Raw genomic sequence first — 14,651 nt, forward strand, 5'->3', positions numbered from 1 at the left:
GCTTCGATTCTATAACGTGACATGTCAATGTCCAAACGTAAGCCGTATAATTGCCGATTACGCAAATCTAGCCAAAGTACATCCATGCCATTGCTTATTGTAGAAAACGCCCACCTTGCCTTCGGTCACTGGCCATTATTGGACGGTGCCAACTTAGTCCTAGAGCCTGGTGAACGCGTGGGTTTAATTGGACGCAATGGTGCGGGCAAATCGTCTTTACTCAAGGCAATTGCGGGTGTGAATAAGTTGGATGAAGGCGCAATTCGTCTAATCAACAATGCGCAAATGGCCTTTGTTCCGCAAGAACCGGTGTTCGATCCAAACCACACAGTCTACGAAGCGGTAGCTGAAGGCTTGGGTAATGTTCGTCAGTTGCTACTCGATTATCACGCGGCAATTCATCAGCTGGATGACTCTGACGAAGGCATGCAAAAGCTAGCCGATCTTCAGCATGAGCTAGAGGTGCAAGATGGCTGGCGGTTGGATTCTCTGATCGCCAACACCATGTCGATTTTAAATTTGCCGCCTGACACCTTGGTGAGCAAACTCTCCGGCGGCTGGAAAAAACGCGTTGCACTGGCTCGTGCCTTGGTCACGGAACCTGATATTTTATTACTAGATGAGCCAACCAACCACTTAGACGTTAGCGCAATTGAATGGCTAGAAGCCTTACTAAAAAACTTTCAAGGTAGCGTGTTATTCATCACGCACGATCGAAGCTTTCTGGACAATATCAGCACACGCATCATTGAATTAGATCGCGGCCATATTGTAAGCTTCCCGGGCAACTTTTCGGCATATGAAACTAAAAAAGCCGAATTGCTGGCCGTTGAAGAAACTGCTAATCGCCAATTTGATAAAGTATTGGCACAAGAAGAAGTTTGGATTCGCCAAGGTATCAAAGCTCGCCGCACGCGCAATGAAGGTCGTGTACGCCGCCTTGAAGCACTACGCCGTGAACGCGCAGCGCGGCGCGAACGCGTTGGCAATGTCTCATTCCAACTGGATGCGGGCGAGCGGAGCGGTAAATTAGTGGCCGAACTGGAGAACGTGAGCAAATCGTATACCAACCCTGATGGTAGCGAAAAAGTACTAATCAAGAATTTCACCACACGCCTATTGCGCGGCGACAAAATTGGCTTGATTGGCCCGAATGGTGCAGGTAAAACTACGCTACTGAAAATGATTTTGGGTGATTTGCAACCAGACAGCGGTAGCGTCAAGCAAGGCACCAATTTGCAGGTCGCCTACTTTGATCAGTTCCGTGAGCAACTTGATGAAGAACAATCGGTCGCAGATACTGTTGGTCAGGGAAACGACTACGTCGAGATCGGCGGTCAGCGCAAACATGTCATTGGCTACCTAGAAGAATTCCTGTTCCCCGCCGAACGCGCCCGTAGTCCAGTTAAATCGCTTTCGGGTGGTGAGCGTAACCGTCTACTTTTGGCTCGCCTCTTTACTAAGCCAGCCAATATTCTAGTTTTGGACGAGCCAACCAATGATTTGGACATTGACACGCTCGAATTACTAGAAGAATTACTCGCCAGCTATACCGGCACGGTCTTTGTAGTGAGCCACGATCGCGCATTTTTGGACAATGTCGTCACGCAAACCATCGTCTTTGAGCCCAAAGGGGTGCTACTTGAAAATGCCGGCGGTTATGCCGATTGGATTGCCGCGCGTGACCGCATGCTAGCGGCTCAAGCCGACAGCAAAAAAGCGACTGAAACTATAACTGCCCCGGCAAAAACGGCAGACGCTAAGCCTAAAAACACGCGCAGTAAATTAAGCTTCAATGAAAATCGTGAGCTAGAGCAAATTCCGGCGGAACTTGAAGCTTTAGAATCCGAGCAAGCACAATTACAACAATCTTTACTTGATCCTACAATTTATCGCACCGACCCGCTCAAAGCGCGTGAAATGCAAGATAGAATTGAAGAGATTGAAATGCTGACCCTCACCAAATTAGAGCGTTGGGAAGCACTGGAGAACAAAAAAAATCTTTGACGCACGCCATCTTCGCAAGCCAACCGCTCCAAATAATTTAATTTCCCGTCAAACCCTGCGCGGCTTGCGCTTGGGTTTGCTGGGTTTTTATGGCGTAATGGTATTACTGGTGCTACTCACACTGGCATGGATTACTGTGCGCGATTATCACCAAGCCATCGAAGATGCACAGCGCAATGATCAATCTCTAGCTCGCGCGCTCGACGAAAATGCCACTCGCGCCTTTGTTTCTGTTGAACAAGCGATGCAAAACATTGCAGAAGATCTTGATCGACAAGGTGGGGTTGAAAAAGCCGATGAATATTTGATGCATTTATTGCTCAAAGATAAAGTCAGGCTTACCCCGCAAATCCGCGGCATTATCACTATTGGCGCTAATGGCCATATCCACAGCCACGGTTTGGAATATCCTGCGCGGAAAATCAACTTATCCGACCGAGTGTATTTTCAGTATCACAGCCAATTTAATAACTCACAGCCTTTCGTCAGCCCTCCTTTACTCTCTCGCACCGATGGCAAATGGCTGATTGCAGTAACGCGCCGAATCAATACGCACAGTGGCGAATTTGGTGGCATCCTCCTTTCGGGAATGGAGCCGGAATACTTCTTAAAATTTTATGAGTCGCTGCAACTGCCCAAGGGCGTTTCAATTCAAGTTTTGCGCAGTGATGGCGTTGTCTTGGTCAATTATCCGTTTAAGGAAAGTGAATTGGCTCGCAGTGAGCGGCAAAACGATTCATTAACCTTCGAACAAATGCGCTTAAAGCGTCACAGCACAATCCTGCAAAAAACTGCACAAGGAAATGAGCAGTTATTGACTTTTATGGTGAATCAAAGTCAGCTGCCGCTAATTATTACCATCAAACATGATGTAGATGTGGTTCTGGCCGCATTTCATGAAATCACGCTCATTCGGATTATGGTCGCGCTGGCGTTGATGGCGATTGTGTCGATTTTGCTGTACATCTTATTGCGCCAAATTCGCCGTGTAGAAGACATTGAAGGCCGCCTATTTTTAACACAATACACCGTAGATGAATCTCCCGATTTAACCTTATGGTGCGACCCAACTGGCTTGATTCGCTACTCCAACAAAAGTCTAGCTAACCTTTCAGGCATTAGTCGCCAAGAGTTATTAAGCCATCATTTCGTTGATCTATTTACTGAAATGAGCGATCAAGATTGGCTTGAATGCTGGGCCAAGCTACAAGATCAAAAGCAGTTTAATTTTGAAAGTCCACTCTACATCAGCAGCGGTACTAAATTACCGATGGAATTGACGCTGTCCTTGATTAAATATCAGCGTGAAGCCTACGTGTGCTGCACGGCACGTGATATTTCACAGCGCCGCGTGGCCGAGCAGGAGTTGCGCCAACACCGCGATCAACTGCACGAAATGGTGCAAGAACGTACAGCTGAAATTCGTACGGTACTCGATGCCAGCCCCTTGGCGATTATGCTGTCAATGAATGGCAAAATTCGCTTGGTCAACCCTGCGTTTGAGCTACTTTTTGGCTACGCCAGCAGCGATGTAATCAATACCGACACACAAACCATCTTTAATTCGCCAGAGAAGTACAACGAGTTACGGCAAAAAATTTGGTCGCGCATCGCCTCTGGCGGCGTATTCCGTGGGGAAACCGAACTCTATCGCCGTGATCACTCGCCATTCTGGGCGATGATTTATGCTAAGGCCTTGGTGGCTGGCGATATGAGCAAAGGCATGATTGCGGTAGTTGAAGACATTACGTCTCAACGAATTGCCGCCCAATCATTGCGCCAATCAGAACGACTAAACCGCACGATTATTGATCAAACTGCCGATGGTTTCTTATTGATTGATGCGGATCATCGGATTCGCGACGTTAATCACTCGTTTACTCGTTTACTAGGGTTTAACCGAGAAGATTTAATCGGACTTAACCCTCGTACCATCTGGGGAGATACCTGCACCCCGTTCTTCCCTACAGATCTTATTGATCTTGCCTTGCAAGAGCATACCACCAAGGATATTGAACTTGCGGATCAGAATGGCGTCATTCGCCCCTTCCTGATCAATAGCGGTGTGGTACTGGATGAACAGGAAAATATTGAATACGCCTACGCCTTCTTTACCGATATTACTCAGCTGAAAGAAATCGAAAAACGCCTCGTCGATGCCAAAGACGCCGCCGAAAACGCCAACTTGGCCAAGTCATCCTTCCTTGCCAATATGAGCCACGAATTGCGCACGCCGATGCACGCGATTTTATCGTTCTCGGAAATGGGCCTGGCCAAAACCGGCAAATTGGATGCACCAGAAGCAACCCACCTTAATCGTTATTACGAACGGATTAATGCTTCAGGCAAACGCCTATTAGTTTTGCTTAATGATTTATTGGATATGTCGCGCCTTGAAGCCAATAAGATGAGTTACGACAAGGGCAAACACAGCGTACCGCTGATTATTCGGATGGCGATTGCCGAAATGAGCTCATTGCTGGCGGGCAAACAATTGCACCTCGAATTTAACGAAAGCAGCGATGACATCACGACGGTGTTTGATAAGGCCCGCATTACCCAAGTGATCGTGAATTTGCTTTCAAACGCGATTAAATTTAGTCCATCGGGCAGCACCATTGAAGTGTACATTCAAGCGATTGATTTGCTCGACGATGGCTCTCCGGCCATCAGTATCGCAATTCGCGACCACGGTCCGGGTATCCCCGAAAACGAACTGGAAACTATTTTTGATAAATTCATTCAAAGTAGCCGAGTCCGCATGGGTGGAGGTACTGGCCTGGGGCTGGCAATCAGTCGACAAATCATGATGGATCACGGTGGGCAAATTAATGCCCGCAACCACCCCGAAGGCGGCGCGGTATTTACCATTTTGCTGCCAAATAAAAATACCAATTGAATCGGCAGGGCTAAGCTCACTTGCGCAGCCCTATGAGCACGCGGGTCTAGGGGGTAACGCCCTGTTCGTCGCCGATCATTTGGCGTAGAATTGCGCGTTTTTCCCCCATTCCATCAAGACCATGCCGGATATTCGCAGTGAAGTGGCACGTCGCCGTACGTTTGCCATCATTTCCCACCCTGACGCGGGTAAAACCACGCTAACCGAAAAACTGCTGTATTTTTCGGGCACGATTCAGGCTGCGGGTACCGTTAAGGGTAAAAAAGGCGGCAAGTTTGCTACCTCGGACTGGATGGATATCGAAAAGCAACGCGGTATCTCGGTTGCTTCATCGGTGATGCAGTTCGATTACCGCGATCACGTCGTAAACCTTTTGGACACCCCGGGTCACCAAGACTTCTCAGAAGACACCTACCGCGTACTGACTGCGGTTGACTCGGCCTTGATGGTGATTGACGCGGCCAAGGGTGTGGAAGCGCAAACGATCAAACTGTTGAACGTCTGCCGCATGCGCCACACGCCGATTATCACTTTCATGAATAAATACGACCGTGAAGTGCGTGATAATCTCGAACTACTCGACGAAGTTGAAAGCGTGCTCGAAATCCGCTGCGCACCAATCACTTGGCCAATCGGCATGGGTAAAACCTTCCGCGGCGTGTACAGCATTTTGTCGGATGAAATTATCATCTTCACGCCGGGCCAAGGCCCGCTCGATGAAGTGGAAATCATCAAAGGCATCGACAACCCGCGTCTGGACGAACTGTTCCCGCTGGAAATTGAAAACACCCGCATGGAGCTCGAACTCGTGCGCGGCGCTTCGCACCCGTTCGATCTGGAAGAATTCCTCGCCGGCACATTGACGCCTGTGTTCTTTGGCTCGGCGATCAATAACTTCGGTATCCGCGAAATCTTAAACGCGCTGGTTGATTGGGCGCCACAACCGTCTGAATCGCACGCGCTGCAGCGAGACGTTGCGCCAACCGAAGAAAAATTCTCGGCCTTCGTGTTCAAAATTCAAGCGAATATGGACCCGAAACACCGCGACCGCATTGCGTTCTTGCGCGTGTGCTCGGGCGAATTTACGCGTGGCATGAAGTTTAAACATTTGCGCCTCAACCGCGAAATCGCCGCTAATTCGGTGGTGACTTTCATGGCACAGGGTCGCGAGCAGGTGGAAGAAGCCTACGCGGGCGACATTATCGGCCTGCCTAACCACGGTAATATTCAGATCGGCGATAGTTTTTCTGAAGGCGAATTGCTGTCGTTCACCGGCATTCCGTACTTCGCGCCGGAAATGTTCCGTATTGTGCGCATCAAAAACCCGTTGAAAGTAAAACAGCTGCAAAAAGGCTTGCAACAGCTTGGCGAAGAAGGCGCGGTACAGGTCTTCAAACCACTGAACGGTGGTGATTTGATTTTGGGCGCGGTCGGCGTGCTGCAGTTTGAAGTGGTTGCTTCACGCTTGCTGAACGAATACGGTGTTGAGGCGATGTTTGAATCGACGCCGATTTACACCGCGCGTTGGGTGACGTGTGACGACGCGAAAAAACTCGCCGACTTTGAGAAAAACCTCGTCAATAACCTCAGCCGAGATGCGGCGGATAGCTTGGCCTACTTGGCCACTAGCCGCGTGAATTTGGATTTGACGATGGAGCGTTGGCCAGAGTTGAAATTCCACGCCACGCGCGAGCACGCGGTTAAGCTCTAAAGAAATTAAAATAGGGGTATTGCTTTGTAGCCAATATTGAAATTAGGCTACAAAGCAATACCCCTATTTTTTCAAACTTTAAATCCCAACCACAAAGGGATAATCAACTTCCGGTTTACGTTTGGCGATTAAATCCGCGATCGCCTTGGCCGAACCACAACATTCCGTCCAACCCAAAGTGCCGTGCCCAGTATTGAGCCACAAGCTTGGATAACGCGTCTGGCCGATATAGGGCAAATTCCCGGGCGTCGCAGGACGCAAACCGGTCCAGAATTCGGCCCGTTCATAATCCATACCTTGCGGGAAAATTTGGCTGGTGCGATTGATCAACGCCTTGCAGCGGATTTCATTTAAATCCAAATTGTAGCCATTAAACTCGGCCGTTCCCGCCACGCGCAGGCGATCCCCAAGGCGCGAAAACACCAATTTATAACCATCATCAGTCAAGCTCACCGTTGGTGCGAATTCGGGATCAGTCACCGGAATCGTCGCTGAATAGCCTTTGGCCGGATAAATATCGAGCGTAATGCCGAGCGGCTGCAAATACAGCGGACTGTAGCTACCCAAGCAAACGACGATTTGATCCGCGTGCAGCACTTCGACGCCCTCTTCTTCGCTGCGTACGCGCACCGCTTTCACATCATCGCCTTCACGCAGCAGCGCCTCGATCGCGCAATCGTAGCGAAACTGCACACCCATCGCCGCACAGCGATCTGCTAGCTCATTGGTAAACAGTCGTGCATCACCCGACTCATCGCTCGGCGTGTAAGTACCGCCGACGATCGGGTAACGCGATTGCGCCAGCGCGGGCTCAATCTGAATGCATTCTTCAGCCGTTTTGACTTGCCGATCCAAACCCACTTCGCGCATCAGCGCCGCAGCGGGAATAGCCGCTTCATATTCAGCTGGGTCGGTGTAGTAATGCAAAATGCCCTCGGTGCGCTGATCGTAAATCACACCGGTTTGCGCGCGCACAGCTTGCAAAGTATCACGGCTATATAGTCCTAGGCGGACGAGATTTTGCAGATTGGATTTGGCTTTGGCCTTGGTGCATTGCTGCAAAAAGCGTAAACCCCAGCGCCATTGATTCCAATCGAGTTTCAGGCGAAACAGTAGCGGCGCGTCTTCTTCACCCAACCATTGCAGCGTTTTCCACGGCGCTTTCGGGTTGGCCCACGGCTCGGCGTGGCATACCGACACTTGCCCGCCATTGGCATAACTGGTTTCGCGCGCAGGTTCTTGCGCACGCTCAATCACCGTTACATCGTGGCCTTCTTGCGCTAAAAACCACGCGGTGGTCACACCAATAACCCCTGCACCTAAGACTATCACTTTCATTTTTTCGCCCCCCATGCTTATGCGGCTATTATGCCGTGCTGCCGCCTTGCCTCGAAGCGGATTTTGCCGCTTCACTGCGAAAGATCAAACCTCTACTTCACTCTGGGCTGAAGTGACAATGCAACAGCGATCGCGCGAAAGCACAATGACAAATAAGTTTCTTTGGTCGGAATAATTAAACTCGATTAGACTGCCAATATTGACTCAATCGTCAGCTAACCCTCATTAAAGTCTGCATGAATCTGTCACTCCGCCCCACTGTCATTTTGGCCATTTTGCTCGGTCTTTTACTACCCGCCACAATGATTGGCTATTTCAGCTTGCGTAACGAATTGGCCGCAGCTGAAAAAAACATTCGCCAAGACCACGAACGCTTGGTTGAGATTTTGGTATTGGGAATGCAAGAGCCTTTATGGAATTTAGCGCCCGAGTCTGGAAAACCGCTGCTTGATTCGGTTATGAGCGATCCACGCGTCGTGCGCATTGTGGTTAACGACTCTTCGCTTGGGGTTTTTCTTACCGCTAACAAACCAGAACGCCGTCTACGGCAACTCTCCTCGCTCTCTCATTTAGTGAGTAAGCAAGGTAATGTGATTGGTAATGTCACCCTAGAACTTGACGATGGCTTGGCAAAAAAGGCCATCGAACGCAAGCAGCAGCAATATATATTCGCCGTTTTTTTACAGCTATTGTTTAGCTTGGGTTTAATTTTGTTTTTATTAAACTCACGCATCTTGCGGCCACTCGAAAAACTGACCCAGCAAGCGGCGCAATTAGCCAACGATCAGCTCGACCGCCCATTTATTTGGCACCGTGAAGATGAAATTGGGCAATTAGGGAGTGCGCTAGAACAAACTCGCCTTGCACTTCGTGAAATGATAGGCAAACTGGAACAAAAAAATTTGCAGCTCGAGGCTGATTTAATGAGCCGCCAGCAAATTGAATCAGCGCTACGCGTGAGTGAAGACAGGATGCGGCGCCTGGTTGAATCTACCCGCCTAATTCCATGGGATGCACGGCCTGAAGAATGGCGTTTTACTTATGTGGGGCCACAGGCACAACAATTACTCAATTACCCATTGGCGGTTTGGTATAGCGAAGGCTTCTTATCGAGCTATCTACACCCCGATGATAGACATTATGCATATCCACTCTTTGCTGACTCTCATCAACCAGGACAAATTCATGAGTTTGAATGCCGATTACTTGCGGCCAGCGGCAAAGAGGTTTGGGTGCAAATTATGGCCAGTTGCGATATCGACTCCAGCGGACGCCCCCACCTACAAGGCTTTTTATTTGACATCAGCCAGCGTAAACAAAGTGAAATTCACTTAGAAAAATACCGCCATCATCTGGAGGAAGTGATTGAAGAGCGCAGCAGAGAATTAGCCGCCAGCACACACGAGCTTGAAATTTTAACCAATATCCTCGCACAGGATTTGCGCACACCTTTACGAACGATTGAAGGCTTTAGCCAAGTACTCATCGATGACTACCAAGACCAACTAGACAACAATGCCCGCAATTACCTGCAGCGTATTCGTGGCGGCATTAATGGCATGTCTAGCCGGATTGATGATTTATTGATGCTGCAGCAATTTTCGCGCGCAGAGATTCGCTTACAAGAAATTAATCTCACGGCGATGGGTCATGACATCATGGACGAAATTACCATGCTGCAACCCGATCAGCCGTGCGAAATCTTGATCGATGAGGATATGCATGCACAAGCCGATGCACGTTTAATCCGGATTGCCCTATTTAACTTGCTTGAAAATGCGTGGAAATACTCACAAACCAAGCCTGTGATTAAAATCAGCTTCGGTCGCACGCAGGTAAATGGCCAGCTAGTTTATTATGTAGCCGACGAGGGCATCGGTTTTAACATGGCATCGGCTAAGAGTCTTTTCACCCCCTTTCATCGCTTGCACTCCCAGTCCCAGTTTAGCGGCAACGGCATCGGCTTAACGGCAACACAACGCATTATTAGCCGCCATGGCGGGCGCATTTGGGCTAAATCTACCCCCGATGAAGGTACGATCTTCTACTTCACCCTACCGGTTAACGCACCCGATTCATTGCAAAATTAACAAACTTTGCATTTGCCTATTGCAATACAGAACGAATGTTCTATAATCACTCCACCCAAACACATTAAGTTCAGGACCACACCATGGATGACAACAAAAGCAAAGCGCTAGCCGCCGCCCTCGCCCAGATCGAACGCCAATTTGGTAAAGGCGCCATCATGAAAATGGGCGACAACCAAATCGAAAATGATTTGCAAGTGGTTTCCACTGGCTCGCTCGGCTTGGACTTGGCACTGGGCGTGGGTGGTTTACCACGCGGCCGTATTGTTGAAATCTTTGGACCTGAATCGTCAGGTAAAACCACGCTGTGTCTGCACGTGGTAGCAGAAATTCAAAAACTCGGCGGCGTTGCGGCCTACATCGATGCGGAAAACGCGCTCGATCCAATCTACGCGCAAAAACTCGGCGTGAATGTATCGGATATGCTGATTTCTCAGCCTGATACTGGCGAGCAAGCGCTGGAAATCGCCGATATGCTGGTACGCTCGGGTGGCGTTGACATTATCGTCGTTGACTCGGTGGCAGCCTTAACGCCAAAAGCCGAGATCGAAGGCGAAATGGGCGACGTACACGTAGGTCTGCAAGCTCGCTTGATGAGTCAGGCGCTACGTAAACTGACGGGTAATATCAAACGTACCAACACGCTGGTGATCTTTATTAACCAGTTGCGCATGAAAATTGGCGCGATGATGCCAGGGCAAAGCCCAGAAACCACCACCGGTGGTAATGCGCTGAAATTCTACGCCTCAGTTCGTTTGGACATCCGCCGTATCGGCGCGGTGAAAAAAGGCGAAGAAATCATTGGTAACCAAACCAAGGTGAAGGTTGCCAAAAACAAAGTATCGCCACCATTCCGTGTGATCACGTTTGACATCTTGTACGGCGAAGGTATTTCGCGTGAAGGCGAGATCATCGAGCAAGGCGTAGCCAACAAGATCGTCGAAAAATCAGGCGCTTGGTACAGCTACAACGGCAATAAGATCGGCCAAGGCTTAGAAAACTCACGTCAATTCTTGAAAGACAACCCAGAATTAGCCGAAGAAATCATGCAAAAAGTACGTGGTAAATTGATTGGCAGCAGCTTGCCGATTGAAATGGGCGGCGAAAACGAAGAAGCTGCGGAATAATTTTCGCAACTTCCAACAGCCAAAGGCTCTCGCAAGAGGGCCTTTTTTATTCGGAGTAATAAAATTGGCGACGATTTCATTGCGCAATAAAGCGCTGCAAATGCTTGGGCGACGCGATCACTCGCGCGCCGAGCTAGAGCAAAAGCTCAAAGCGCACACCGAAACACCAGAAGAAATCCCTGCAATTCTGGACGATTTTGAAGCACGCGGCTGGCTATCCGATAGCCGCTTTGCCGAGCAATGGACGCACTATCGCAGCCAGCGTTACGGCCAAGCCCGCCTAAAACAAGAGTTGCGCCAGCGCGGGGTCGCCAGCGACATCATCGAAGCCAGCCTTGAAGCCGTCGCCGACAACGAGGAAGCAACCGCGCGCAGATTGTGGCGCAAAAAATTTGGCCAAGCGCCAGTTGACGCAAAAGAGCGCGCCAAACAACTGCGCTTTCTGGCAAGCCGTGGCTTTAGCACTGCGGTGATTTATCGCGTCGTTAGCGGCGATGTGGATGATGACTTGGGCGATTTTGATTTCGAATAAATACCCTATGCCGTATCAACCCATAACCCCCAGTCTGCCTAAATCTGGAATATATACCCCAGAAAGCCTTAAGTCATAGACCAAGTCATTCCTAAGCGTCATCGCACCGCAGCGGCCCAATCAGTGAACCGCACACACAGCCGCGATACAAATGCCCTGCCCGCCTACCCGCACGCGCTGCTTTGCTTTAGAATCTATACCCTTGAATTTAAACTGCGCGCGCGTAACGTCTTATGAAATCATCCCAGATTCGCCAAAAGTTCTTGGACTTTTTTGCAAGTAAGAGCCACCAAGTCGTGGCTTCATCGTCGCTGATTCCGGCCAACGATCCAACGATCTTGTTTACCAATGCCGGCATGAACCAATTTAAAGACGTGTTTTTGGGCTTTGATAAACGCCCATACAGCCGCGCAGTTAGCAGCCAAAAATGCGTACGCGCTGGCGGCAAACACAATGACTTGGAAAACGTCGGCTACACCGCACGCCACCATACTTTCTTTGAAATGCTCGGCAATTTCTCGTTTGGCGATTATTTCAAACGTGAAGCGATTTTGTACGCATGGGAATTTTTGACCAGCCCTGAATGGTTGGGCATTCCAAAAGAAAAACTAATGGTCACCGTGTATGCCACGGACGACGAAGCGTATGACATTTGGAACAAAGAAGTCGGCGTTCCAGCAGAGAAAATCGTTCGCATTGGCGACAATAAAGGCGCGCCGTACGCGTCTGACAACTTCTGGCAAATGGGCGACACTGGCCCATGTGGCCCATGTTCTGAGATTTTTTACGACCACGGCGATCACATCTGGGGCGGCCCTCCAGGATCGCCAGAAGAAGATGGCGATCGCTTTATCGAGATCTGGAACAACGTATTTATGCAGTTCAACCGCGACGAAGCGGGCGTATTGCACCCACTGCCAAAACCATCGGTTGATACCGGCATGGGCTTGGAGCGTATTTCGGCCGTGATGCAAAAAGTGCACGCGAACTACGAAATCGATTTGTTCCAACACCTATTGGCAGCTGCGCAACGTGAAACCGGCGCGACTGATCCAGAATCACCATCGCTCAAAGTAATCGCCGATCACATCCGCTCATGTGCCTTCCTGATCGCTGACGGCGCTTTGCCAGCCAACGACGGTCGCGGTTATGTACTGCGCCGAATTATTCGCCGCGCAATTCGTCACGGCTACAAATTGGGCCAAAAAGGTTACTTCTTCCACAAGCTGGTTGCGCCTCTGGCCGAAGTCATGGGCGATGCTTACCCAGAATTGCGTGCACGCAAAGACGTGATTGTTGACGCGCTAAAAACCGAAGAAGAAATCTTTGGCCGCACACTAGAAAACGGCATGACCTTGCTCGACACCGTTTTGGGTGGTGGCAAGCAAGTATTGGACGGCGAAGTGGCGTTCAAACTGTCCGACACTTATGGCTTCCCAATCGATTTGACTGCCGACGTTTGCCGTGAGCGCAACGTTACCGTCGACATCGCAGGCTTTGAAGCCGCGCTCGAAGCACAGCGCAAACAATCCAAAGCTGCTGGTACATTCAAAATGACCGCAGGCTTGGCCTACGAAGGCGAGGCATCTTGCTTCCACGGCTACACCGAAAGCAGCCGCGCCGCTAAAGTGATTGCACTGTACAAAGGCAGCGAACAAGTTGCGCAATTGTCGGATGGCGACGAAGGCGTGATCGTGTTGGATCACACACCGTTCTACGCCGAGTCTGGCGGCCAAGCGGGCGACACCGGCGTGATTGCCGGTTCGGGCGTATTTAATGTGACTGACACGCAAAAAATCAAAGCGGACGTATTTGGCCACCAAGGTCAGATCGTTAGCGGCACGCTCAAAGTGGGCGACGCAGTCACCGCCAGCATCGATATTTCAAAACGCCAAGCCAGCCAGCGTAACCACTCAGCGACTCACCTATTGCACGCAGCATTGCGCGAAGTACTCGGCACGCACGTTGAGCAAAAAGGCTCTTTGGTGAATAACGAGCGCACACGTTTTGACTTCTCGCACCCGAAAGCGCTGACTGCGGAAGAAATCGCCAAAGTTGAAGACTTGGTCAACCAAGTCATCATGGCCAACGAAGAAGCCGTAGCTAAATTGATGAGCTACGACGACGCGATCAAAAACGGCGCCATGGCGCTGTTTGGCGAAAAATACGGCGACGAAGTGCGCGTACTGAAAATGGGCGACTTCTCAACCGAATTGTGTGGCGGTACGCACGTTAGCCGCACCGGTGATATTGGTCTCTTTAAAATCGTATCAGAAGGCGGCGTTGCTGCTGGTATCCGCCGCGTTGAAGCGATTACGGGAACTGCAGCATTGTCAGCAGTTCAAGCGCAAGACGCTGAACTGAAAGCGGCTGCCGTTATCGCTGGCGCGCAATCGGGCGAATTGCTAGCTAAGCTGGAAAAACTGCAAGCGGACCTGAAAGCGGCACAAAAGGAAGTTTCATCATTGAAAGCGCAAATGGCCTTCACGCAATTGGATCAACTAATTGGCGTTGGCATGCGCACTATTAATGGTGTGAAATGCATTGGCAGCGTTGTTGATGGCGTAGAAGCTGGCATGCTGCGCGAAATGAGCGATAAGCTGATGGATCGTGTAGAAAGCGGCATCGCGCTACTGGCGTGCATTAACGACGATAAAGTCAGCCTAATTGCACGTGTGAGCAAAGACCTGACAGGCAAAGTCAAAGCAGGTGAATTGGTCAACGTAGCCGCGCAAATCGTTGGCGGTAAAGGCGGCGGTCGCCCTGACATGGCACAAGCCGGTGGTACCGATACGAGCAAAGTACAGGAAGCCATGCAAGCTGCGGCAAGCTGGTTGGAAAGCAAGCTTTAATCAAAGAGTGCTTAGCATCTAAAATGGCCACCCTAGGGTGGCCATTTTTATCTGGGTATACCCGCGAAAAGCACAGCTATGAAAACATATCACGA

At 50.1% G+C, this 14,651-nt stretch carries 8 protein-coding genes; 7 read left to right on the forward strand and 1 reads right to left on the reverse strand.

Going from position 1 to position 14,651, the window contains the following annotated elements; all coding sequences use genetic code 11:
- The first annotated feature begins 84 nt into the window (after nt 1–84).
- The 3 genes from NT239_03380 (at nt 85) to NT239_03390 (ending at nt 6,617) form a co-directional block, all read left to right on the forward strand.
- Nucleotides 85–2,007: an ATP-binding cassette domain-containing protein gene (locus NT239_03380; protein XGA71898.1), complete on the forward strand. Its 1,923-nt coding sequence runs from the start codon at nt 85–87 to the stop codon at nt 2,005–2,007.
- A gap of 97 nt (nt 2,008–2,104) precedes the next feature.
- Nucleotides 2,105–4,906: a PAS domain S-box protein gene (locus tag NT239_03385; protein ID XGA71899.1), complete on the forward strand. Its 2,802-nt coding sequence runs from the start codon at nt 2,105–2,107 to the stop codon at nt 4,904–4,906.
- A gap of 121 nt (nt 4,907–5,027) precedes the next feature.
- A complete protein-coding gene (locus NT239_03390) occupies nt 5,028–6,617 on the forward strand; it encodes a peptide chain release factor 3 (protein ID XGA71900.1) in 1,590 nt (529 codons plus the stop codon).
- A 78-nt stretch (nt 6,618–6,695) separates the two neighbouring features.
- Here NT239_03390 and NT239_03395 read toward each other — a convergent pair whose 3' ends face one another.
- Nucleotides 6,696–7,955 (reverse strand): D-amino acid dehydrogenase, encoded by a 1,260-nt coding sequence (locus NT239_03395; GenBank protein XGA71901.1) that lies wholly within the window; start codon nt 7,953–7,955, stop codon nt 6,696–6,698.
- Nucleotides 7,956–8,191: 236 nt separating this feature from the next.
- Between NT239_03395 and NT239_03400 the strand changes: the two genes are divergently transcribed.
- From NT239_03400 to alaS, 4 genes are all read left to right on the forward strand, one after another.
- Nucleotides 8,192–10,045 carry an ATP-binding protein gene (locus tag NT239_03400; protein ID XGA71902.1) on the forward strand — a complete coding sequence of 618 codons (1,854 nt, stop codon included), beginning with the start codon at nt 8,192–8,194 and terminating at the stop codon, nt 10,043–10,045.
- 83 nt (nt 10,046–10,128) lie between these two features.
- On the forward strand, nt 10,129–11,172 hold the full coding sequence (gene recA, locus NT239_03405) for a recombinase RecA (GenBank protein ID XGA71903.1): 1,044 nt from the start codon (nt 10,129–10,131) through the stop codon (nt 11,170–11,172).
- A gap of 64 nt (nt 11,173–11,236) precedes the next feature.
- Entirely contained in the window at nt 11,237–11,704 is a 468-nt protein-coding gene (gene recX / locus NT239_03410) for a recombination regulator RecX (GenBank protein ID XGA71904.1), read from the forward strand.
- 233 nt (nt 11,705–11,937) lie between these two features.
- Complete coding sequence (alaS, locus tag NT239_03415; GenBank protein XGA71905.1) at nt 11,938–14,556, forward strand: alanine--tRNA ligase; 2,619 nt, start codon at nt 11,938–11,940, stop codon at nt 14,554–14,556.
- The last annotated feature ends 95 nt before the right edge of the window (nt 14,557–14,651 follow it).

It is taken from the genome of Chitinibacter sp. SCUT-21 (assembly GCA_041874755.1).
In the GTDB taxonomy this organism is placed as follows: Bacteria; Pseudomonadota; Gammaproteobacteria; order Burkholderiales; family Chitinibacteraceae; genus Chitinibacter.

What these genes read in the sequence shown, in the direction of transcription:
- NT239_03380 (XGA71898.1), top strand. Translation starts at nt 85, where the DNA reads ATGCCATTGCTTATTGTAGAAAACGCCCACCTTGCCTTCGGTCACTGG.
- NT239_03385 (XGA71899.1), top strand. Translation starts at nt 2,105, where the DNA reads ATGGTATTACTGGTGCTACTCACACTGGCATGGATTACTGTGCGCGAT.
- NT239_03390 (XGA71900.1), top strand. Translation starts at nt 5,028, where the DNA reads ATGCCGGATATTCGCAGTGAAGTGGCACGTCGCCGTACGTTTGCCATC.
- NT239_03395 (XGA71901.1), bottom strand. Translation starts at nt 7,955, where the DNA reads ATGAAAGTGATAGTCTTAGGTGCAGGGGTTATTGGTGTGACCACCGCG.
- NT239_03400 (XGA71902.1), top strand. Translation starts at nt 8,192, where the DNA reads ATGAATCTGTCACTCCGCCCCACTGTCATTTTGGCCATTTTGCTCGGT.
- recA (XGA71903.1), top strand. Translation starts at nt 10,129, where the DNA reads ATGGATGACAACAAAAGCAAAGCGCTAGCCGCCGCCCTCGCCCAGATC.
- alaS (XGA71905.1), top strand. Translation starts at nt 11,938, where the DNA reads ATGAAATCATCCCAGATTCGCCAAAAGTTCTTGGACTTTTTTGCAAGT.